This is a genomic window from Virgibacillus litoralis (assembly GCF_017873675.1).
Classification (GTDB): Bacteria; Bacillota; Bacilli; order Bacillales; family Amphibacillaceae; genus Lentibacillus; species Lentibacillus litoralis.
In genome coordinates this window covers 1-22868 of the sequence record NZ_JAGGKK010000004.1, presented here as the reverse complement: position 1 = coordinate 22868, position 22868 = coordinate 1, and the positions used below count along the sequence as shown (strand labels likewise).

At 37.2% G+C, this 22868-nt stretch carries 25 protein-coding genes and 1 rRNA gene; 15 read left to right on the top strand and 11 right to left on the bottom strand.

The features are described from left to right. The first annotated feature begins 1 nt into the window (after position 1). On the top strand, positions 2-703 hold the full coding sequence (locus J2Z82_RS05085; RefSeq protein ID WP_209479706.1) for a hypothetical protein: 702 nt from the start codon (positions 2-4) through the stop codon (positions 701-703). Positions 704-826: 123 nt separating this feature from the next. Here the strand turns inward: J2Z82_RS05085 and J2Z82_RS05080 are convergent, their stop codons facing one another. The 6 genes from J2Z82_RS05080 to J2Z82_RS05055 all read right to left on the bottom strand — a co-directional run bounded on the left by J2Z82_RS05080 (position 827) and on the right by J2Z82_RS05055 (position 5027). After that, positions 827-1030 carry a hypothetical protein gene (locus J2Z82_RS05080; RefSeq protein WP_209479875.1) on the bottom strand — a complete coding sequence of 68 codons (204 nt, stop codon included), beginning with the start codon at positions 1028-1030 and terminating at the stop codon, positions 827-829. Between the two features lie 548 nt (positions 1031-1578). Next, on the bottom strand, positions 1579-2355 hold the full coding sequence (locus J2Z82_RS05075) for an ABC transporter permease (RefSeq protein ID WP_209479705.1): 777 nt from the start codon (positions 2353-2355) through the stop codon (positions 1579-1581). Then, positions 2355-3263: an ABC transporter ATP-binding protein gene (locus J2Z82_RS05070; protein ID WP_209479704.1), complete on the bottom strand. Its 909-nt coding sequence runs from the start codon at positions 3261-3263 to the stop codon at positions 2355-2357. The genes J2Z82_RS05075 and J2Z82_RS05070 overlap by 1 nt, the downstream gene beginning before the upstream one ends. Continuing rightward, positions 3264-3482, bottom strand: a complete 219-nt coding sequence (locus tag J2Z82_RS05065; protein ID WP_209479703.1) for a PLDc N-terminal domain-containing protein — start codon at positions 3480-3482, stop codon at positions 3264-3266. It abuts the gene before it with no gap. Between the two features lie 457 nt (positions 3483-3939). Further along, positions 3940-4068, bottom strand: a complete 129-nt coding sequence (locus tag J2Z82_RS05060) for a YfhE family protein (RefSeq protein ID WP_209479702.1) — start codon at positions 4066-4068, stop codon at positions 3940-3942. Positions 4069-4136: 68 nt separating this feature from the next. Further along, complete coding sequence (locus J2Z82_RS05055; protein ID WP_209479701.1) at positions 4137-5027, bottom strand: TIGR01777 family oxidoreductase; 891 nt, start codon at positions 5025-5027, stop codon at positions 4137-4139. Between the two features lie 127 nt (positions 5028-5154). On the opposite strand from J2Z82_RS05055, the gene recX reads away from it, so the two are divergent. Next, positions 5155-5967: a recombination regulator RecX gene (gene recX, locus J2Z82_RS05050; protein ID WP_209479700.1), complete on the top strand. Its 813-nt coding sequence runs from the start codon at positions 5155-5157 to the stop codon at positions 5965-5967. A 48-nt stretch (positions 5968-6015) separates the two neighbouring features. On the opposite strand, the gene J2Z82_RS05045 is transcribed toward recX, so the two are convergent. After that, positions 6016-6675, bottom strand: a complete 660-nt coding sequence (locus J2Z82_RS05045) for an SDR family NAD(P)-dependent oxidoreductase (RefSeq protein ID WP_209479699.1) — start codon at positions 6673-6675, stop codon at positions 6016-6018. 91 nt (positions 6676-6766) lie between these two features. Here J2Z82_RS05045 and J2Z82_RS05040 point away from each other — a divergent pair, with 91 nt between their 5' ends. Next, positions 6767-7099, top strand: a complete 333-nt coding sequence (locus J2Z82_RS05040) for a YfhH family protein (protein ID WP_209479698.1) — start codon at positions 6767-6769, stop codon at positions 7097-7099. Positions 7100-7136: 37 nt separating this feature from the next. On the opposite strand, the gene J2Z82_RS05035 is transcribed toward J2Z82_RS05040, so the two are convergent. Then, positions 7137-8123 (bottom strand): metal-dependent hydrolase, encoded by a 987-nt coding sequence (locus J2Z82_RS05035; protein WP_209479697.1) that lies wholly within the window; start codon positions 8121-8123, stop codon positions 7137-7139. A gap of 106 nt (positions 8124-8229) precedes the next feature. On the opposite strand from J2Z82_RS05035, the gene mutY reads away from it, so the two are divergent. The 4 genes from mutY to J2Z82_RS05015 all read left to right on the top strand — a co-directional run bounded on the left by mutY (position 8230) and on the right by J2Z82_RS05015 (position 12759). Beyond that, the gene (gene mutY, locus J2Z82_RS05030; RefSeq protein WP_209479696.1) at positions 8230-9306 is read left to right on the top strand and encodes an A/G-specific adenine glycosylase; all 1077 of its coding nucleotides are present in this window, start codon (positions 8230-8232) and stop codon (positions 9304-9306) included. Between the two features lie 582 nt (positions 9307-9888). Continuing rightward, positions 9889-10065 (top strand): gamma-type small acid-soluble spore protein, encoded by a 177-nt coding sequence (locus J2Z82_RS05025; RefSeq protein WP_209479695.1) that lies wholly within the window; start codon positions 9889-9891, stop codon positions 10063-10065. 273 nt (positions 10066-10338) lie between these two features. Continuing rightward, positions 10339-10866: a nucleoside tri-diphosphate phosphatase gene (ntdP, locus tag J2Z82_RS05020; protein ID WP_209479694.1), complete on the top strand. Its 528-nt coding sequence runs from the start codon at positions 10339-10341 to the stop codon at positions 10864-10866. 126 nt (positions 10867-10992) lie between these two features. Continuing rightward, positions 10993-12759, top strand: coding sequence for an ABC transporter ATP-binding protein (locus J2Z82_RS05015; protein ID WP_209479693.1), 1767 nt, complete (start codon positions 10993-10995; stop codon positions 12757-12759). Positions 12760-13150: 391 nt separating this feature from the next. Here J2Z82_RS05015 and J2Z82_RS05010 read toward each other — a convergent pair whose 3' ends face one another. Further along, positions 13151-14446 (bottom strand): glutamate-1-semialdehyde 2,1-aminomutase, encoded by a 1296-nt coding sequence (locus J2Z82_RS05010; RefSeq protein ID WP_245251114.1) that lies wholly within the window; start codon positions 14444-14446, stop codon positions 13151-13153. A 177-nt stretch (positions 14447-14623) separates the two neighbouring features. Between J2Z82_RS05010 and J2Z82_RS05005 the strand changes: the two genes are divergently transcribed. The 6 genes from J2Z82_RS05005 (at position 14624) to perR (ending at position 18766) form a co-directional block, all read left to right on the top strand. Beyond that, positions 14624-15061: a potassium channel family protein gene (locus tag J2Z82_RS05005; RefSeq protein ID WP_209479692.1), complete on the top strand. Its 438-nt coding sequence runs from the start codon at positions 14624-14626 to the stop codon at positions 15059-15061. Between the two features lie 51 nt (positions 15062-15112). After that, on the top strand, positions 15113-15580 hold the full coding sequence (gene bcp / locus J2Z82_RS05000; RefSeq protein WP_209479691.1) for a thioredoxin-dependent thiol peroxidase: 468 nt from the start codon (positions 15113-15115) through the stop codon (positions 15578-15580). A gap of 323 nt (positions 15581-15903) precedes the next feature. Continuing rightward, positions 15904-16593, top strand: a complete 690-nt coding sequence (locus J2Z82_RS04995; RefSeq protein WP_209479690.1) for a sugar transferase — start codon at positions 15904-15906, stop codon at positions 16591-16593. A 33-nt stretch (positions 16594-16626) separates the two neighbouring features. Further along, positions 16627-17574 (top strand): D-2-hydroxyacid dehydrogenase, encoded by a 948-nt coding sequence (locus J2Z82_RS04990; RefSeq protein ID WP_342453602.1) that lies wholly within the window; start codon positions 16627-16629, stop codon positions 17572-17574. Between the two features lies 1 nt (position 17575). Then, positions 17576-18133 (top strand): cob(I)yrinic acid a,c-diamide adenosyltransferase, encoded by a 558-nt coding sequence (locus J2Z82_RS04985; protein ID WP_209479689.1) that lies wholly within the window; start codon positions 17576-17578, stop codon positions 18131-18133. A 183-nt stretch (positions 18134-18316) separates the two neighbouring features. Further along, a complete protein-coding gene (perR, locus tag J2Z82_RS04980) occupies positions 18317-18766 on the top strand; it encodes a peroxide-responsive transcriptional repressor PerR (RefSeq protein ID WP_209479688.1) in 450 nt (149 codons plus the stop codon). A gap of 46 nt (positions 18767-18812) precedes the next feature. Here the strand turns inward: perR and pabB are convergent, their stop codons facing one another. Beyond that, positions 18813-20534: an aminodeoxychorismate synthase component I gene (gene pabB / locus J2Z82_RS04975; RefSeq protein WP_209479687.1), complete on the bottom strand. Its 1722-nt coding sequence runs from the start codon at positions 20532-20534 to the stop codon at positions 18813-18815. A 147-nt stretch (positions 20535-20681) separates the two neighbouring features. Beyond that, entirely contained in the window at positions 20682-21074 is a 393-nt protein-coding gene (locus J2Z82_RS04970) for a YgzB family protein (protein WP_209479686.1), read from the bottom strand. Positions 21075-21291: 217 nt separating this feature from the next. Between J2Z82_RS04970 and J2Z82_RS04965 the strand changes: the two genes are divergently transcribed. Beyond that, entirely contained in the window at positions 21292-22164 is an 873-nt protein-coding gene (locus tag J2Z82_RS04965) for a nucleotidyltransferase-like protein (RefSeq protein ID WP_209479685.1), read from the top strand. A 508-nt stretch (positions 22165-22672) separates the two neighbouring features. Beyond that, positions 22673-22868: ribosomal RNA gene (locus tag J2Z82_RS04960) — 16S ribosomal RNA — on the top strand; the annotation flags it as partial.

Genomic DNA, 22868 nt, shown 5'->3' with positions numbered 1-22868 from the left:
GATGGGCAGACAATTAAAAGGCCTACTTTATTTCTTTATTACTGATATTCGTTATTCACTTCTCATATTTTGGACGATTTTACTAAGCATATTAGTTGTTTCACTTGCATTCGCTTATTTTTTAACGGATGTAGAGAATGGAATGATGATATTAAGTTTAACAGGCCCAATGTATGTTTATTGTGGGATCTTAGGGTTCTTAACGGTGAAAGAATCAATACCATTTTCCATAAAGATGGGGGCAACTCGTAAAAGCGTATTTGTCAGCTTAGGGATATTTTTTCTGGCTATCTCATTATTTATGAGTACAGCAGCTAGTATTCTCCAGGAGATTGTAAAAGTATTGGCAGAGATGACTGGCGTTGATACATTTTCATTTCTTCATCTGGCGTATTTTGTGGATAACACATGGTATACGAGAATCCTTATTGATACATCAGTCATGTTCTTCTTTCTTGCACTCATGTTTGTAGTGGGGCTAATATTCTTTAGATATGGGCTTGCAGGAGGCGGAAGCTTTTTAGGAGTATTAGTAGTTTTATTACTTATAAGTATTGCCAAGGGCTGGATTGTCGATTTCTTTATTAACCTATTTTCAGAGATTGATTTAGCATTCTTTTATCAAATGTTAGGTTTAGGAATCGTAGTTTATTGCATTTCCTTTTTATTCTTAAGAAGGATCACAACTGTAAAAGTAAAATAGAGAGACCTGGGCAAAAGTTATTTAGTCAAAATAAAATCCGAACTATGATTCAAAATTCCTGAAATAGAATTCGAATTAGTTCGGATTTATTTTTGTTGCAGATTAGATATAAACTGCGACGTACTATTTAAAAAGTTTGAGTGCTATGATGCCGCTTCGGAAATACACTTCGCTTTCCGCGGGCAACGCTTCAGCTTCCTCGGAAGCAAAAAACGCTTCCTGCGGGATCTTCAGCTGTTGCTTTTCCCGCAGGAGTCTCCATGTATTTCCTTCGCTAGGTTTTGCTCTCACTATATCCTGTAAATTAATTAATGCTTGTCGTGACATTGCCCCTCTTAGCCAAAGGGAACTCAGTACGTGCCTTAAGACCCCGGGAGAAGCGCTCTTAGCGTCACGAGGATGCCCGTGACTAAGAAGAAACTGTAAAACGTCAGATTGAGCAGATGTCGCCTTGGTATCCAGGTCGGTGAAAGGGAGTATTAGCCTGCAGTTGGATTTATAAAGAACTGCGCGTTCCTTGGAGTTGTTAATTTAAATGATTTAAAGTTTCTCTTACCCATCACAACAACATTTGTTTATTTTTAGGATTGTAATACACAATCCAGCGGAGGAAATACACGTAGACTCCTGTGGGAGCTGAGGCCTAGATGAGACTACGCAGCGACGTAGGAGCAAGGAGGCTCATCAGCCGCCCACGGAAAGCGTAGTGTATTTCCGGAGCGATGTCATCGCACATAAATTATTTTAATACTGTGTCGCATCATATATCAACTACGTATTAGATCCAGCCATTGAAAATGAACATTCTAAAAATCCTAGCCTGCTATTATTCATCTCTCAATTAGGAAGTTTTAGTTATTCCCTGTCTCAATTCTTTAATTCGCCATTTCCTTTGACTTGAACATGTAGATCGAGCTTGCTACTAACAAGATAATCATAACTATTGTTACCATAGCTGCACCTGTTAGTTCAGATGGAACACTGCCAGACACGAGCATCTGGTTAATATATCCTGAAATATTATTAGGACTCCATTCGAGAAGATGTGAAAAGATAGTTGTAATCAGTTTCATTACCAGGATCGTTGCAATCGTAAGAAATGCTACAAGACCAGGTATTTTTAATAATGTGTTGTAAAAGATGGATAAGGACACAACTAATGCAAGCCATAGTCCATAAAAGAAAATAATTTGCAGGAGTGTACCAAAAGATAATTCACCAAACAGAAGATTTACATAATACCAGCTGGAAAGCATTCCTAATGCCAAGGCAGTCAGAGTTAATAATAGTACTGCAGCCCACTTGGCGGTAATATAGTTTGTATAAGATACTGGTTTAACCAAAACTAGTTCAGAAACTCCACTTTTGCGTTCACCAGCTATTGTCCCCATTGACATAAGTACGATAATAAGTACACCAATACTGCTTATTTGCGATAAACTCATCATAACAACATCACTTGGAGTAAAATCAGGTAGCTGGAATTCAGTTCCCTCTGGCATCCCACCAACAGCATCAATAATCTGTGGTAAGTAATAGCTCGATACCGGATCCATGGTGGCGATTAAAATCATGACTAAAGGTACCCATATCCATTTGAGATTCCGGATATTTTCTAAAAGTTCTTTTTTAAAAAGTGTCATCCATTGCATTAGTTGCTCACCGCCTTCATAAACATGTCTTCGAGAGACGCGCGATTAATAGCAAAAGATGTTAGTGGCCATTCTTCTTGAGAAGCAGCTGCGAGAATTTCCTTGCGCGCACTTAAAATATCGGTTGCCGTCACATGGATTGTGTTTCGATCCATGGAACATGTTACGACCGATGGCAGGTTACCTATTTTAGTATGATAGTTTGCCAGATTGTCCTGAAATCCTAGTTCTATCTTAGCTGTCTGATACTTATGACGAAGTTCTTCCATGGAACCAGATTCAACAATTTGTCCCTCATGCAATAGCAAAAGCTCATCACTAACCTCATCTGCGTCTCCTAGAATGTGGGTAGAAAATAAAATCGTCATGTCTTCTTTCAACTCTTCCATTAAGGTTAGGACTTCCCTGCGTCCAAGTGGGTCCAATGATGATACCGGTTCATCAAGCATCAGAAGCTTTGGGTGATGAATCATAGCTTGGGCTATGCCAAGGCGTTGCTTCATTCCGCCAGAGTATTTACCAATACGACGATTTTTAGCTTCAGTCAGACCAACACGTTCCAAAAGTATTTCTGTGCGCTTGTTCGCTTCCTCTTTGGATAAATGTGCAAGACGACCGACATAGACCAGAAATTCTTTTCCAGTCATCCATGCATAAAAGACTGGATACTGTGGGAGGTAGCCAATGTATTTTCTAATATCATCATTTTGTTTCATACCAGAAAACGTAACTGATCCACTGGTAGGTTTGATTAATCCGGATAACATGCGTAAAGTAGTTGTCTTCCCAGCACCATTTGGTCCAATAAGAGCAATACATTTACCAGGCTGAAATTGAAAATTTATCTCATTAACTGCAGATTTGCCGTCATAATTCTTGGTTAGATTATTAACCGTAAGTAACGCCATTTAATCCTGTCTCCTCCCGAAAATAAAATAGATAATTGGTCCAATTATGTTAATGAAAATAACGATAATGAACCAAAGCCATTTGGGCCCGTTTGTTTTTTCGATTCTTACTAAATCAATTAAAGAAACAATAAGCAAAATTCCCTGTATAACGATTATGGGTGCAATAATGGCCCAATTGATCTCGCTAAATATATCTATTAATGCTACTTCTTCCATGCTAATTCACTCCAATCGTTGTTGATAGTCTATCTACGAATTATGACGTGAAAAGGTTCATTTTAAAAGAAAAATAATTATACACAAGGTTATTAACATGAAAGTGAACTTACACACAACGTTTTAGCAGAGTATCCACAATATAAACAGGAGGATAAAATCTTATGCACAACTATAGTGTGAATAAGTGGTGTATATGTGGAGGGGTTTCACAGAGTTATTAACACTGTTATTAAACTTGTGGATAAATAGAAGGGTTGTTTTATAAAAGATTGTTGCTATAGATATAGATTGTTTGCGACACAACAAAGATTAACTGTTTCGTAGATTTTCAGTACTCGCTTTCACAGTGTCTTCACTAGCCGTGGGCTCACCACAAGCCTTCGACGCACAGGGCGTGGCTGATTCGGGAGTCCATTATCCGCTGCTCTAGAGCCTAAAAAAAGAAACCAAAGAATTACCTTTGGTTTCTTCTCTGACTTAACTGACCATGTATTTTGTCAGCTTGCTTAAACTCCTTCTGATACAATACTTCCTGTGTTTTGGACAAAAACTTTTCACGCTGGTCTTTTGGCTTACCTTTCATAGGACAACCCCCTCGCTTACGCTTTGGTGTTAGGATTATCCACAACAAACAAATATATACATTTCAACCTATTCACGTTCTGTCTCTCGTAATGCTTCCTCTAGGTAAGGATACGAAAATTGATAATTTTTATCTTTTGCTTGTTGTGGTAAAACGAATTGTCCCTTCGTAATCAGGTGGCTCATTTCTCCAATTACCGTCCGGATAATAGGGGATGGGGTAGAGACCCAATATGGGCGTTTTAGTACTTTTGCCAATACTTTAGTGAAATCTTTATTACGCTTTGGATACGGTGAAGTGATATTAACTGCTCCACTTATATGCGTATTAAATAAGCAAAATTGAATAAGCTGGACAACATCTTCAATATGAACCCATGATACCCACTGCTCTCCATTACCTATTTTCCCTCCAGCAAACATTTTAATTGGAAGCTTCATGTAAGGGAGGGCGCCTTCCTTACCCAAAATGACGCCAAATCGAGTGTAAACCGTTCGAATATCCAGTTGTTCAGCCTGTTTTGCAGTTTTCTCCCAGTCTACTGCTACTTTAGCTAAAAAGTCATCACCTGGTTCTTTCGTGTTTTCTGTAAAAATAGAATCCTCTGATGTTCCATAATAGCCGATTGCTGACCCAGTAATAAATACGTCAGGTTTTTTGTCCATCTGTTTCATAATATCAATAACTTTTTGTGTCGTCTTAATTCGGCTGGATATAATAGCATCCTTTTTCTTTTTAGACCAGTAACCAAATAGGGAATCTCCAGCAAGGTTAATAACTCCATGAATTGCAGGGAGTTTTTCTACTTGATAATCATAACTTATAAAAGAAGTTTTTTCGCTGTTTGTGTGTTTTTCAGGGAAGCGTGTGAGTATGTAAACGTGGTGATCTTTCTCGTTCAAAGCTTTTGTAAGGTGGCTGCCAACAAATCCGGTTCCACCTGTAATTAATATATTCATTTTATCACTCCAGTAATTAATCACTATTATATTAGTTTATTCTATTTTAGAGCTTTTAGTATATCGATTCTTACAGTAGTGTCCGGGCAAAAAATCATGTTATCATTAGGGAAAGGGGTGAGAAACATTGACAAAAATTACCCGGATCACTACACAAAAGAAACGTAAGAATCGGTTCAATATCTTTCTGGATGAGGGCCAAGGTGAAAAATACGGCTTCAGTGTAGATGAAGCGGTATTAATCGAGAATAAGCTTCGTAAAGACCTTGATTTAGACGATACGACGATCGCCACGCTTATCCAAAAAGATACATTACATAAATCATATACCCTTGCAATAAACTTTTTAAGCTACCGAATGCGAACAAAAAAAGAAATTTATGATTATCTTGTTAAAAAAGAAGTTGATGAAGAGCATATTACGAAAATTATGGACAAGCTCCTCGATGAGGGGTTAATAGATGATAAGCAGTTTGCTGACTCATTTGTTAGAACAAGAATTCAAACAGCAAGCAAGGGACCGATGCTTGTAAAAAAAGAATTGATGGATAAAGGTGTTTCCAAATTAATTGCTAGTGAAGCGGTTGATTTGTTTACCTATGAGGAACAGCATGTGAAAGCAGCTAAATGGGTTGAGAAAAAACTGAATACAAGTAAAAGCAACTCATTTAAGCAACAGGTTCAGCAACTGCAATCAACATTAATGCAAAAGGGATTTACACAAGATGTTATCAAGGATGTGCTGGCGGACGTACAAGAAGAAAAAAATGACGATGCTGAATGGGATGCCATTGTGAAACAAGGTGAAAAGCTTCTTCGTAAACACCAGCAGAAGTTTGAGGGCTATGAATTACGCAATAAGATAAAAGAAGCTTTGTATAGAAAGGGGTTTACTTTCGATTTAATTGATAAATTCCTAGAGACCTCGTTTGACGAGTGAGGATAGGGGTCCCGCTCGTTAACTCCCCCATCCAAGTAAGTGATGAAATTATTTATCAATAAATATTTCCTTTCTGCCATCATCTTCCCTGAAAATATGTTCAGCAACTACTTCAGGTCCTTTTAAGCTTGTTGCATCGGCAACGTGTGTTGATTTATCCCAAAATGGTGTATTCATACCACCCATATAAACAGCTGTGATGGCAATGGAGTCATTCTCCCACTCTTTTTGTAGGCTCTCTGTGAACCCTTTAACAGCAAACTTACTCGCACAATAAATTGACTCATTTACTTTCCCTCGTAATCCTGCAGTTGAAATAATCGTTAATATTCGCCCTTTACTAGAACGAATTTGCGGAAGAGCAGATTGTACTGTCAAAATCGTGCCTTTAACATTAGTATCCAATGTTGATTCGATATCATCAATTGAATAATCCTCTACCTGACCAAAAATACCAATTCCCGCATTATTGATAAAGACATTTAGTTCACCTATTTGTTGAAATGCTATACTCACTGACGCTGGTTCTTGAACATCACAGAGGATCACCTCAGCTTGGCCGCCGCCTTTCAGGATGTCATTTTGAACCATAAGTAATTTTGTGTCGGTTCTTCCCAGTAAAAATACTTTATAATTATTGCTGGCATATTTTAAGGCAAGTGCACGTCCTAGACCACTACCTGCACCTGTAATTGCAACAGTTGGCATATCGTTTCCTCCTTAGATTAGTGAGTATCATTATTTCTATTTTCCTAAACTCTTGGTAAAATGTAAACTGATAGGAAAGGAGTATACAAAAATGGATGTACGATATAGTGATTACTCGCTTGAACAATTGCGAGAAGAGATTGGTAAGTTTAAGGAAAAAGCACAGAAGGCTGAACAGCTTGGTAATATAAGTGAAGTGGCAATCTATGAGCGAAAGTTACAGGTTGCGATGGCTTATATGCTTAACCCGGAAGACTTCAAAGCTACAGATATACATCAGTTGAATGGCGATCCTGGTTATAAATTTAAAATTAATTATATAAATGGTGTGTTTGCATGGGGACATCGAGTTAATTTATTAAATGAAACGTATGAAAAGGAAGAAGCTATTCCAATTTCACTACTAGGTGATAAAGTGGAGTAAAAGTAAAACAACAGCGCGGAGGCAACCGTGCTGTTGTTTAAATTGGATTATTTTCTACATCTAATTTATTCTGTAATTTTTGTTCGGAGAAGATCCATCCAGTATAGGAGGTCATTATTCTCATGTTATCATCTATTTGCACGACGGCTACAAATGGGTAATGCTCATTGGAACGATATCGCAAATCTATAAACCGAACTTCGGTAAAATCATCATAATCATTAATTTCCCATCGATAAACAGGTGAAAATGATAAAAAGGCTGAGATATTTTTGTCTTTTTTGGCTAAATTCATTAATTTGTTATTTGGTAATTGGACTTTTTCAAACTCTTCCAATATCTCAATGTGTCCGTGTATTACTGAACCTACATAAAATTTGTCTGTTGTTGTAATAGCAACACGCCATTCATTTTGCTTTATGGTAGGCGAAGTTGCGATTTGCTCGGTGTCTGGAAAATAATCATGGATTTTCTGAACGATATCTTTTTTATCTATATAACGTTTAATATAATATAATAAAATTACCGCGTAGATGACTAGCATTGTGAACCCAGGGTTTGCACCAAGCATCCAGGCAACAATTCCTCCAATATGAAGCAGGAAGATATAGGGATCAAACGTGTTGATAAACCCTTTTGCAACCCACTTATCTGTGAAGGGACGATATGCTTGTGTTCCATATGCATTTGGAATATCAACGAGAACGTGAATAATGACAGCCAGAGCAGTCCAAGCCCACAGGTGTACAAAATTAACACCTGGTACGACTGCATGGATAAGACCGGCAATGACGACTCCCCACATCAACACAGCTGGGATAGAGTGAGTTGCTCCACGATGATGCCGTATATAAACAGCGTTATTTTTAAGCTTTAAGACAGTATCAAAATCTGGCGCGTGTGAACCTACAATTGTACCGACAAGTATAGCATTAAACAATGTAGGATCACTTTGCACTGCAGGATCTAACGTTGCTAGACCACCAAGTGCAACGCCCATAGCAATATGGGTACCAGTATCCATAAGACCAGGCCCTCCTAGACAATAATTCGACAAATTTCGGGTGGTGCCTGTCACTTGTCGAGAATTACTTTCAACTTAATAATTATAACATAAAGGATGTAAATGTATGATTGATAAGACATTACAGAATTTCGACATTTCAAAATTTCAGGCTAACTTAATTAACTGGTATCATGCCAATAAACGTGATCTCCCATGGCGCAAAGATCAGGATCCATATAAAGTATGGGTCTCTGAAATAATGCTGCAGCAAACAAAAGTTGATACAGTTATCCCTTATTTTCAACGATTTATTACAAAGTATCCAACTTTACAGGATTTAGCAGATGCCGACCAACAAGATGTTCTTAAAACATGGGAAGGTCTTGGATATTATTCCCGTGCACGTAACCTACAAAACGCTGTCAGAGAAGTTGTTTCTGCATATGGGAGTAAAGTTCCTGCTAATCCAAAAGATTTGGGCGCTTTAAAAGGTGTTGGTCCATATACAAAAGGTGCTATATTATCAATTGCCTTCAATCAGCCAGAGCCAGCCGTTGATGGGAATGTGATGCGAGTTTTATCACGTGTTTTAAAAATAGAAGACGATATTGCACAGCCTAAAGTTAAAAAGGACTTTGAGCGTTATACAAAGAATATAATTTCGGATGATGATCCATCTGCGTTTAATCAAGGGATAATGGAACTAGGTGCCTTAGTATGCACACCAAAATCCCCAATGTGTATGTTGTGTCCTGTTCAAGAGCAGTGCAGAGCATTTGAAGATGGTGTTGAACAGAAATTACCTATAAAATCAAAAGCTAAAAAACAGAAGACAATTCCGTATGTTGCATTATTAATTCGAAATGAAAAGAACGAATATATTATTGAAAAACGTTCTGAAACCGGTCTGCTTGCTAATATGTGGCAATTTCCAATGGTCCCCATAGATGAAATTGGGATGGACCATATCGAAAATTGGGTTGATATGGAATACGGTATACAGGTTGACTTAGGGAATAACTTAGGGAAATTAAAACATGTATTTTCTCATATTATATGGCAACTCGATATTATTGAAGCAACTACAGAAAGTGAAAAGGTCATTGATAAAAGGGTTAAGTTGGTCGATAAAAATAGGCTAGCTGATTATCCATTCCCAGTCTCGCACCAAAAAATGATGAAGTATATGCGTGAAGAATGAGCTGCCATCTAATGTGGCAGCTTTACGCTCTTCGTGTATCCTTTATCAAGGAAAAGGAAGATCGACTAAGACCGCTGCTTTGCGCGGCAACGTCGACCCATCCGCAGCGCTGAGCGCAGTCCATACGGCGCTGAACAGGCGCTTGCACTCTTGTTCTAGACATGGAGCGGTTTTAAAGGTAGATCGCGGTTGATATAAGGGTTTGCACCAGCATTTGACTAAGCGAAAGCGTTAAGAAATAAAACAATTATCCTCTTTTGTGCATTTCATCATTTATTTCCTGTAATATCGACAAGCCCTCTGCATTTACATATGGTAAAAGCTGTGAGAGAGCATGCTGAAAATAATCCAATTCATTATTATTCCACTGTGTTTTGCTTATCATTGATAATTCGGCGAAATCTCTAGGTGTATCGATGTGTAAAACCTCCGTTAACGAATACTTGTCCTAATTATTATATGTAGAAAAAAATCCTTTATTCGATATTGGGATTTAATCCCAATTAAAGGTAATTTTAACTACGTTTATTATGGATAACAATTTTTAAAATGGAGAAATTAATTATTGCGGAGGTGATACTGATGGCTAAGCAACAACAACCTAACAAATCAGCTGCTGGAACAAACGTTCAAAAAGTAAAACAGCAAAATCAACAAGCTGCACAAGGGCAAGGTCAGTACGGTACTGAATTTGCATCTGAAACAAATGCTCAAGAAGTTAGAAAGCAGAACCAACAATCTAAGCAAAAGAAAAAATAACGTACCAATCCCCGATTTTTAGACACAAAAGAGCTTCCTGCCTCAGGAAGCTCTTTTTTTGATGGCATTTAAGAAAATTCATTCTTACATTAAGTGCAACTAATGCTTATCTATAAAGCCTTTTCAACGTATTAGTGGTTCTAGAAGGTAAAATTACGCATCATAAGAATCCCTATAACGAATGCCATTTCTTTTAAAAGACTTTGCTTTATCTATACTTTTCTTGGCCTTATAATATAAGGACAAAGAGATGTGATTAGAAGGAGAGATAGAATGTCTGGTCCAAAAGCAGGGTCAACAATGGAGATACAAAGCTATAAACATAATGGACAACTGCATCGTGTATGGGAAAACAGTCTTGTTTTAAAAGGAACAGAATTAATTGTCATTGGTGCAAATGATAAAACAATGGTAAAAGAGAGTGATGGCAGAACTTGGATTACCCGCGAACCAGCTATTTCTTATTTCCATTCAAAGTATTGGTTTAATATTATAGGTATGCTCCGTAATGACGGGATACACTATTATTGTAATATTAGTTCTCCATTTGTATATGATGATGAGGCATTAAAGTATATTGATTATGATTTAGATGTAAAGGTGTACCCTGATATGACTTATGATTTACTCGATGAGGATGAATATGAAGAACATAAGCAGCAGATGAATTACCCCGCTGTTCTAGATCGCATTTTGCATAATAACATAGAATATTTACTGCACTGGGTCAGACAACGCAAAGGTCCTTTTTCCCCTGATTTTATCGATCAGTGGTATGAACGTTATCTGACGTATAGGTAAACCGATTAATTGAATTCGCAACAGTAAAGTCTTATAATGCAGGAAGTGTGTAAAAAAAGCCTTTGTTACAATAAGATAGCAGCGCATTTTCAATTAAAGTCTTAAGCAAATAAGGAAGCGAAGTATATGAGTAGTACTAAAGAATATTTACAGTTTGTTAAACCATATAAATGGAAAATACTTTGGACGGTGCTCATAGGTATCGTTAAATTTGGTATTCCGTTGTTAATGCCATTAATTTTAAAATATGTAATTGATGATATTATTAATGCAGAAGATATGACAGATGCTGCGAAACTCAATGATCTTTTTTGGTTAATGGGTGGAGCTTTTGTAGTATTTCTTGTTTTACGTCCACCCATTGAATACATTCGACAATATATGGCTCAATGGGTAGGGAACACAATCCTATATGACATAAGGGATAAACTGTTTGACCACATTCAAAAGCTGAGTCTTAGATTCTATTCTAAGACAAAAACCGGGGAAATTATTTCCCGGGTAATACATGATGTCGAACAAACAAAAACTTTCGTGATAACTGGGTTAATGAATATCTGGCTGGATATGATTACTATTTTAATTGCAATTATAATTATGTTAACGATGAACGTCTGGTTAACACTAGTATCGATTATGTTATTCCCATTATACGGATTTTCCGTTAAATACTTCTATGGAAAACTTAGGCGTCTTACGCGTGACCGTTCACAATCGCTTGCTGAAGTTCAGGGTCATTTACATGAGCGCGTACAAGGTATTCCAGTTACGCGAAGTTTTGCATTGGAAGAATATGAACAAGATCAGTTTGATTCCAGAAATGATAACTTCTTACAAAAAGCATTAAATCATACTGACTGGAACGCAAAAACTTTTGCAGTAATGAACACGATAACTGATCTTGCGCCATTATTAGTAATTGCATTCGCCGGATATCAAGTGATCAGTGGCAGTCTGTCAATGGGGACAATGGTTGCGTTTGTTGGATATATGGAAAGAGTATACAGCCCATTACGCCGACTTGTTAGCTCCTCAACTGTTCTAACGCAGTCGATTGCATCTATTGACCGTGTTTTTGAGTTAATGAACGAGAAATATGATATTGTCGATAAGGAAAATGCGAAGCAACTTGGTCGTGTTGATGGAAAAATTGATATCGAAAATGTCTCATTCCAATATGAAGAAGAGGAAGAGGAAGTATTACGCAACGTTTCTCTAAATGTTCGACATGGTGAGACAATAGCATTTGTAGGTATGAGTGGTGGAGGTAAATCAACCCTCATCAGCCTTATTCCACGGTTTTATGATGTAACAAAAGGATCGATAAAAGTAGATGGTAATGACATCAGAGATGTTAAGGCAAGGTCATTACGTGATAACATCGGAATGGTTTTACAAGATAATACATTATTTAGTGAATCTATATCCATGAATATTCGGATGGGAAACCCTGATGCCACATATGAAGAGGTTATTGCTGCAGCAAAGGCTGCGAACGCTCATGATTTTATTGAAGGGTTAGTTCATGGCTATGAAACACTTGTCGGCGAACGAGGTGTTAAACTTTCTGGCGGACAAAAGCAACGTATCGCAATTGCGCGTGTATTTTTAAAGAACCCGCCTATTCTAATTTTTGACGAGGCGACCTCCGCGCTTGATTTAGAAAGTGAACATACCATTCAGGAAGCTGTCGAAAAGCTGGCATCCGATCGTACGACATTTATTGTGGCACATCGATTAGCAACAATCACACACGCTGACCGAATTGTCGTCATCGAAAACGGTGAAATCCAAGAGAGTGGGTCCCACGCTGAATTAATGAGGCGAAGAGGAAATTATTATAATTTGTATCAGGTCCAAAATCTGGATGATCATGAATATATCGACACGTAATTTCTGGAAAGCTCCTTCACATCTAATTGTGGGGGAGTTTTTTGGTTAGCCACTTTCGTTCGCAGTTAATAGATTATAAATACTTTCTAAGTGCAAAGCCTTCTGTGTCAGTATAGGTTCGAAAAGTCACTTTTTATAGAAATAAAGTCTCCTGTGTCCGCAAAAAAACGTTAAGTCTTTTATAGCTTTTCTATAACTACTATCGAACGCCAACTGCAAAAAGTGGCATCTAAAAAAACTTTTTAATTGATGCCACTTTTTCTTTGTGAATTTCGATTCTAGTAAAAAGAAGACTTAATCTTAAAGTTGATGTTATTAAATGCTTATAAAGTAAGTATAAAAAGTTAGAATTAAAAATACACCCTCCAATGGAGAGTGTACTTATTCTCTTTTATTTGCCAGCCATTACACGAAATGCATGTCCAACAGCTTCAATTGTTTTATCGATATCTTCCTTAGTATGTTCGGTGGTTAGGAACCATGCTTCGAACTTAGATGGTGCTAAATTAATGCCCTGGTCAAGCATCAATTTAAAGAATTGAGCAAATGCTTTGCCGTCACTTGCTTCAGCTTGGTCATAATTTGTGATCACACCATCACCGAAATAGACGGTTAATGCTCCACATAATCTATTTACTGAAATAGGGATATTTTCCTCTGAAGCTTTTTGCAATATTCCAGTTTCCAATCGTGCTCCTAGTTGATCCAATTTTTCGTAGACACCATCTTCCTGCAATATTTCCAGGCAGGCGATTCCTGCTGCCATCGATGCAGGATTACCGGCCATAGTCCCGGCTTGGTATGCAGGGCCAAGTGGGGCAACTTGTTCCATTATATCTTGACGACCGCCATATGCACCGATTGGCAATCCACCGCCAATAATTTTCCCCATTGCAGTCATGTCAGGTTCAATTCCATAAACCTGCTGCGCACTTCCGTATGTGAAACGAAATGCTGTAATTACTTCATCGTAAATCACCAATGCACCTGCATCATGTGTCATGTCATTAACGGCCTGCAAGAAGCCCGCATGCGGTTCTACGATTCCAAAGTTGCCAACTATCGGTTCGACTAATACTGCAGCAATTTGGTCACCCCAATGATCTATTGCTTCTTTGAATGCATCGAGGTTATTAAATGGAACTGTAATGACATCCTCAGCTACAGCCTTGGGGATACCCGCTGAATCAGGTGTTCCTAATGTAGCTGGTCCTGAACCAGCTTCGACCAATACAGAGTCAAAATGACCATGGTAGCAGCCAGCAAATTTGATAACCTTATTCCTGTTTGTATATGCACGGGCGACACGGACTGTAGTCATTACAGCTTCAGTACCTGAATTGACAAAACGCACTTTTTCTAATGATGGAATAGCAGATTTAAGCATTTTGGCAAATTTGTTTTCAAGTCTTGTCGGCGTACCGTAAAGAACTCCATTTGTTGCAGCATGTGTTATTGCTTTTGCAATATGCGGATGGGCATGTCCCGTGATAATCGGTCCATACGCCGCTAAGTAATCGATGTAGCTATTGTCGTCAACATCCCAGAAATGAGCACCTTTAGCATGTTCCATGTAGACTGGTGTGCCTCCACCGACTCCTTTGTAGGCGCGAGATGGTGAGTTTACACCACCGACAATATGTTGAAGTGCTTCCTCGTGTAGTTCTTTTGATTTTGTGAAATCCATTAAAATGCCTCCTAGAATATTTCTTCAGCTTGCTGTATAGATAATATGGATGAAAATACACTTTCTATGGAAGAACCCTTTTATAGACCTATTTATATCCTATCGTATTAATCTCGAAAAATAAATGACAAATGAACAGGTGGATAAGCATATGTATATCGTAGAGCGGGGGATATTATGGGCTTATTTCTATGGATTATTATAATAGGTATATGTTTTATTTTGATTGCTAGCCTTGTTGATTTTATTCGTGGAGGAAAGTTACGGATAAATATTCAGATGCGGGAAAGCCGTTTTTCTGCTGAAATTTTTTACACGTTGTTGGTAATTTATCTTATTGTTATTCTTGGTTTTGGTCTAATCTATTTTATTTTATCCATAAACAATATTTTATTAGTCGAGAATGGGGAGCTGAGAAAGGTAAGTGTAATTGGTTCTATCAGTCATTCGCTTTACTTTAGCGGGGTGACATTGCTTACAATTGGGTATGGTGATATCACACCAATTGGGCTAGGACGTTTCATTGCCTTAGTCCAGGCGATAATCGGTTATATCCTTCCAACTGCTTTCGTGCTTCGTCTTGTACAGTCGAATCAAGAAAATAGAGACGAGTAAACTGATATGCTATAGTGAAGATAATCGTAAAATTTATGGAGGGATATTATAATGAGTGTAGAAATAGGCAAACAAGCCCCAGATTTCACATTACCAAATCAGGACGGAAAAAAAGTTAGCTTATCCGACTTTAAAGGAAAATATGTTGTGCTTTATTTTTACCCGAAAGATATGACGCCAGGATGCACAACAGAAGCATGCGATTTCCGTGATGCACAAGAAAGCTTCAGCGAACTTGATGCAGTTATTATCGGAGTTAGTCCTGATCCAGTTGAACAACATCAGAAATTTATCGATAAGCATGATCTTCCTTTTCTATTATTAGCAGATGAAGAACATAAGGTAGCTGAAGACTATGATGTTTGGAAATTGAAGAAAAACTTTGGCAAAGAAAGTTATGGTATCGAACGGTCTACGTTTATCATTGATAAAGAAGGCAATCTTCAGAAGGAATATCGCAAAGTAAAAGTTGAAGGCCATGTTGAAAAAGCATTGGAGTTTATCCGGGAAAATAAATAATTTAAGCATAGGCAGTCCATACCAAATGGGCTGCTTTCTTACTAGATAAGAAAGTATAACTACTTTCTTACTGCATAAGTGCAACTAAGGCAATTCGCCCAAAGGCTTGCACTCCAGAGTATAAGGGATTTAAGAAAGCAAAATACGCTTTCGTAAGAATCCCTTTAACGAATGCCAAGTTTTCTTATATGCATGTTTCACTTTCTCTACAATCTCTTTAGCAATGAGCCAAAGTTAATATTACATTTTCGTATTTACAGTTATACAAGCCCGTTTAATCGAATAAAATGTAGTGAATATACTAAAAAGCGGGGGTGTGTTGCATGGAGATTCGTCAAAATGTTCGGTCTAAACCTGCGTCATATATAGACATCAATAAGTTTTTTATAGTAAAAAGAATTGTTGATGTAACGGGAAGTTTGATATTGATAATTATTTCGTGCCCATTGCTATTGCTAATAAGTTATCGGATATTAAAAAAAGACGGGAGACCGATACTTTTTCGGCAAGTTCGTATGGGAAAAGATAATCGTCCTTTTTTAATAAGAAAGTTTCGTACGCTCACAAATCCATCAAAGGTTATTCGCTCATTACCACCACATCCATTTCCGAAATCATGGGATAATGGGGTTCCGGATCAGTTTAGTTTTAACCGCGATCCACATCAAAATGTGACACACACTGGAAGATGGCTAAAAAAATATCGCCTTGATCGGCTTCCGCTGCTATATAATGTACTTAAAGGAGACATGAGTCTTGTAGGACCAAGTCCGGAAATTGTAGAGATTGTCGAATACTATAATAAATATCAGGCACAACGGTTACGGGTAAAACCTGGGATTACCGGCTTTGCTCAAGTAAATGGAAATGCGAATCGAAATCATGATCAAAAAATCAAGGACGATCTTTTTTATATTAAGAATTGTTCGCTTAAATTTGATATGATTATTAAATACCGTACTATTAAACATATCGTTTTAAATGGAAATTTTAAAAGAAAACGGTTACTCTAGAAATAGACATGGCAATAGGAGGTATTGGGCTGAGTGATCTTATCTGCAGCAAAACTATCAGACAAACATAAAACAAAACTTATCGAAAAATATCCAGATGAAACGTTCTATTTCTATAAAAATATGGACGAGGCTAAACAGCACTTAGCTAAAGCAGAAATTCTACTAACATATGGTGAAGACCTTACAACTGATTTAATCAGCAAAGCAGAGAAGTTGAAATGGATTATGGTAATCTCTGCTGGTATGGATCAAATGCCTTTTGAGGCGATTCATGAAAAAGGCATACTTGTTACTAATGCTAAAGGTATTCATAAGCATCCAATGGCTGAGTACGCTATTTTTTCACTGCTTCAAGTATATCGTCAAGGTAAACAGTTAATACAAAATGAAGCACAAAATAAATGGGACAGATCAGTTCGAATGAACGAAATCACCGGGAAAACAATGCTGATAGCTGGAACAGGTGCTATTGGACAAGAAGTAGCACGACTTGCGAAGGCATTTCAAATGAAAACATATGGCATTTCCAGAAGTGGCAAACGAGTAGAGTATTTTGATTACAACCTTGTGAATGAATCAATGGTAGAAGTATTGCCGGAAGCAGATTTTATAGTATCTGTTTTGCCGAGCACATCGGAGACGAAGGACTTTTTTACATTTGAACATTTTCAAATGATGCCTTACCATGCAGTGTTTTTAAACATGGGGCGGGGAGATGCTGTTCGTGGTGATGACATTTTAAAAGCAGTACGAGAAGAGGAAATAGCTCATGCAGTGCTGGATGTATTTGAAACAGAACCACTTCCAGAAAATCATCCACTTTGGGAGGAAGAGAACGTAACAGTAACACCGCACCTATCAGGCATATCACCACATTATCAGACTCGCGCATTGGAAATTTTTGAAACAAATCTTCAGGTATATAAGGAAAATAGCAATAATTATGTTAATAAAATTGATGTAACCAGGGGGTATTAATATGCGAATTTATACTAGAAAAGGCGATAAGGGAACAACATCGTTAATTTATGGTCAGCGTGTACCAAAAGATGATTTACGCGTCGAAGCTTATGGAACATGTGATGAGGCAAACTCAATGATAGGGTTGGCATTAAGTTTTCTTGATCAAGAAGATTGGTCGGAAAAGGACGCTTTTTTGGAAAAAATGCACCGCATTCAAACGATTTTATTTCATGTTGGGGCAGAGCTTGCAACACCTGAGGATAAAGAAGTAACCTGGAAGTTGAAAAAAGAGCATATCCAGGAGCTTGAAGATCAGATTGATGAATGGGATAAAACCCTGGAGCCGTTACGAAACTTTATTTTACCGTCGGGACATAGTGCATCCAGTGCATTACACACAGCAAGAACTGTGGCAAGAAGGGCGGAGCGTACAGCAGTTGGGATGGGCGATGAAGCACTTAATCCACTTGTTGTATCGTATTTAAACCGATTATCCGACTTTTTATTTGTTGCCGCCAGATATGTTAATCAAAGCTTGGATGGAAAAGAAATACCATTAAAAGCAGACATCTAATCTATATAAAAACGAGCGCTTTTCAAATATTGGAATCGTTCGTTTTTTCTTTTCAGGTTATAATAACTTTAAAGTTCCAATATACTTATATTGACAGAATACTGTATGAGCAGGTAAACTAATTATAAAGATTATAATATAAGAATATTATTAGTTTCGACCATATAATTGAAAGTGAGGTGCATGACGGTGTCTGACAATAAATTAAATGAAGCCATTAATACGTTAAAAGACTCTGGCGTTCGGATTACACCACAACGTCATGCCGTTCTTGACTATCTTCTTAACTCGATGATTCATCCTACAGCTGATGATATTTATAAGGCTCTGGAAGGAAAATTTCCAAACATGAGTGTTGCTACAGTCTACAATAACTTACGTGTGTTGCGTGAGATAGGGCTTGTTCGTGAACTTACTTATGGTGATTCCTCAAGCCGATTTGACTGCAATACAACCGAACACTACCATATTATTTGTGACGCATGTGGCAAAATTGTTGATTTTCATTATCCAACTTTGGATGAAGTGGAATCGTTGGCTGAGCAGGTAACAGGTTTTGATGTTAGTCATCACCGAATGGAAATATACGGTAAATGTGAAGACTGCCAGCAAATACAAACACAAAAGCACTAATTTAAAGATAAAAATCCAGATGCCTCAGATGGCAGCTGGATTTGTTTTATTCAAATCTGACTTCAACCCATTTTCGTACACTATTTATAAGCCATACCTTCGAACATAAATGAATTTCTTCCAATTTTATCCTTCGTTCCGTTATAATGCCTTCTTCTAATAAATATTTCCGATACGTTCCAGCTAATAGTCCGCATTCAACTGGTGGTGTATACAGTTTGTCATTCAATTCGATTACAACATTACCAATGGTGAATTCTGTTACCTCGCGTTCCTCATTCCATAGCAAAACATCAAATAAACCAGTTTTGTCGAACTTTTCATATACAGTACGGTTCGTTGTTTTATGGTATAAAAACTCATCCTGTTTGTTAATCGGATTAGGTGCCAATTTTACATATACTGGCTTATCAAGGACAGCAGGAACATTACTTTCTATAGAAATTTCTCCATCTGCTGATACGAGTAAACGTACGCGATATTCGCCGTTAGTAATTGATTCTGCAAATTTAATTAATCTCTTCCTTACATACGCTAAATCAATTTGAAAGTTAAAGTAGGCAGCTGAATTATCCAATCGTTCTAAGTGGTAATCTAAAACGATATATTCTCTATCTCTTAATCCTAGCGTTTCGAGAAGTTGAAAATCACATTTGTCCCTCGTTAACAATTTTGTTTTATGTAGAATTTCCTCATATTCACCTTGTTTTGTGGAGTCCCAAGTGATGCCACCACCTACGCCGTATTGAGCACTGCCATCTCGGTTATCAATCATGACTGTTCGAATTGGCACGTTAAAAATCGCTTCTTGTTCAGGGGTGATATAACCCATTGTTCCGCAATAAACCTCACGAGGTGAATTTTCTAAGGTAGAAATAATCTTCATTGTACTTACTTTTGGCGCACCGGTAATAGATCCACATGGGAACAACACGTTAAATACATCGAGTATTCTAGTACCATCCTTAACTTCTGCAGTTACTGTTGAGGTCATTTGATAAACAGTGGGATATTTCTCTATTGAATATAGTCTTGGGACTTTTACAGAACCCGGTTTGGCAATCATACCCAGGTCATTGCGTAATAAGTCAACAATCATTACGTTTTCAGCCCGGTTCTTTTCAGATTGGAAAAGCCATTCAGCGTTTTTAAGATCCTCGCTGTATGATTTCCCTCGCCCGATGGTCCCCTTCATTGGTTTTGTTGTAATTTTTCCATTTCGCATTTTAAAAAATAATTCTGGAGAAGCGGATAGAATGGAGAAATCACCAAGGTCCATATACGCACTGTAATCTGATGTTTGTGCACTGGCCAATTGATTGTAATAAGCAGTTGCATCCCCTTCGAATTCAGATTCCATACGAATTGTATAATTTACTTGATATGTGTCGCCTAATTTAATCTGATTTTTTATTCTATCAATATTGGAATTATATTCTTCTATACTTACAGTTGGTTTCCATTCGCTAACATTATAGGAAGCCTTATTGTTTTCTATTTCATGAAGTGATTCCTGAAAAATCCCGAACCAAAGTAACGGCATTTTTGAACCTGAATTAACCTGATAGGCATTATCGAAGGCTGGTGCAGCTTCATAAGATAAATATCCTGCTGCATAGAATCCAGAATCAATAGCTTTCTGTATCTTTTCTAGTGCTGGTTTTACTTCCTCAATGCAAGTAGTCTCAATAATTTCCAGTGGATCCTGGAAAAGTATTGGATTTTTCTTTTCATTATGATCAGTGAAATTAAACGTTAATCTGCACATAATCTATCGCCCACTTTCTTCATCAAATATTCGTCAAAAGTTTGAGCCGTAATCTGTACGGATTACTTCAGGATACAATAAAATGTGAATGAGTCTTAGAAAGTATTTATACTTAACTGCTTAAAAAAATCCGCCAAAGTGACGGATTTATTCATTATTCTTAGTATTAGCTTTTGCTTCTTTTCGATATTTCCTTGTATTGTACTTTTCATCGAACTCTTTACCTTCTAATTCCTTATCAAGTGTTAATGGTTCTTTACAATGCATACAAGCATCAACACGGCCAAGCATCTTTGTTGGATTTTCGCAGTTTGGACAAATGATTGGAACAGCCTTAGTTGATAGCAAACCAATCCAAAAATAAACGACACAGCTGAAGATCACAAATAAAACACCTATTATAAAGAATGTTACCATTAACCATTCAATTTTCTTCGTTAAGATTCCTCCGTACATAAAAGCAAATCCGATGAATATTTGAATTAGAGCAAAAGACCGGATTTTATTAATTTTACTTGAATAGACTAATTGTTGCGCCATGTTTGTCCTCCTTATATGTTACATGGGTAGTATAGCATATTTTCATGTTTTTTTTGATTTTAAAAAAAGGATTTCACAAAATTATAACGAAATATATTATAGTAGTTTAGAAAACTTGGCTTATTACCAAGCTTTATTAGAGAAGCTTTAGTTGCATTTATGCAATAAGAAAGTATTTATACTTCCTTAACTGCCAAGTAAATGGAGGATTTGTGACATGGAGGATTTATTAAGACCGATATATCAGGAACGTGCTGGGAATGCTAGCACATTAGGGATCGTTATAATAGAAAAAACAAAGCCAAACAGTCCGATTACAGATAATTTCGATGTTATATTACTCATTATAGTTGACGAAGCTGAAAGCAAATGGCAGGAAAAGCATTACGAATTTGATGGCAAGATTGCAGCAATGCACACTGTGACAGAAGAGCTGTTAATGGAATGGATTGATACGAGTGGATATCGGAAGGCGGTCGAATGGATAATTGATGGAAAAGTTATCTTTGATCGGAATGAATACCTTTCGCAGTTAAAAGACCAACTGAGAAACTTTCCACATGAAAAAAGAGACTTACGCAAGGCGATGGAATTTGGTAAGTTAGTTAAAAGTTATAGTGAAGTTAAGGATCTTTACACATCAGAACAATATAAAGATGCATTTAGCAGAATGGTACACTCACTGCATTATTTAGCAAGACTAGCAGTAATTGAAAAAGGATATCATCCAGAAGTAACACTGTGGAATCAGGTAAGACAAATAGATCCTGAAGTGTTTAAATTGTATGATGAATTAATACAGAGTGATGAAGCTATTTCTAAACGACTGCAACTGATGATAATTGCTTCTGACTTTGTTATTAGTACGAGAGCCGAAGTATCTGCAAAACATTTATTAAGTATTATGGAAACTAAGGAGGATAGTTGGTCATATGGTGAACTAAAACAAAACGGGAAAGTTTCGCCGTACCAATTAGACTTAACTGCGATGCTTAGTTATCTAACCGAGAAAGGAATTCTTATTGCAGAAAGAATTCAAACAAAAGGTGCACGCGTATATCAACGGAAATATCGAATTAATGATGAGTGATGGAAAAGATGAGTCTTTACAGTAATTCTCTTAATTATTGAAATACAGGCTATAGTTCGGTGGTTAGAATTGTAGCCCTTTTCTTGATGCATTTCCCACTATAGTTTGGATAAGATAATTGTTGACTTTAAAAATTAGCCATGATAAAGTTAATTCTGTCGCAAAAATTCATGACGAATTTCGCCGGCAAAATTTCATTAAAATTTATCCTTGATTAAGTAAAGAAATCGTGGTAAATTAAATGACGTTGCGCATTTAAAAGCATTCGGCAACGTAAACATCTTTTAAAAATTAGTCAATTACATTATTGACATTATCTTAGAAAGATGGTATATTTAAGAAGTCGCCATTTTGAGAGGCGGCAACGAAATTTGCTCCTTGAAAACTGAACAAAACAACCAGTATGTCAAGAAAACAGGTTAAAAGTTAAACTTTTAAACCCTGATTTCAATTATTAAAGCTAAGACAATTATATGATTGATTGGTGTCAATCATATTCAAACTAACTTTTATGGAGAGTTTGATCTTGGCTCAGGACGAACGCTGGCGGCGTGCCTAATACATGCAAGTCGAGCGCGGGAAGCAGACGGATCCCTTCGGGGTGAAGCCTGTGGAACGAGCGGCGGACGGGTGAGTAACACGTGGGCAACCTACCTGTAAGACTGGGATAACCCCGGGAAACCGGGGCTAATACCGGATAACAC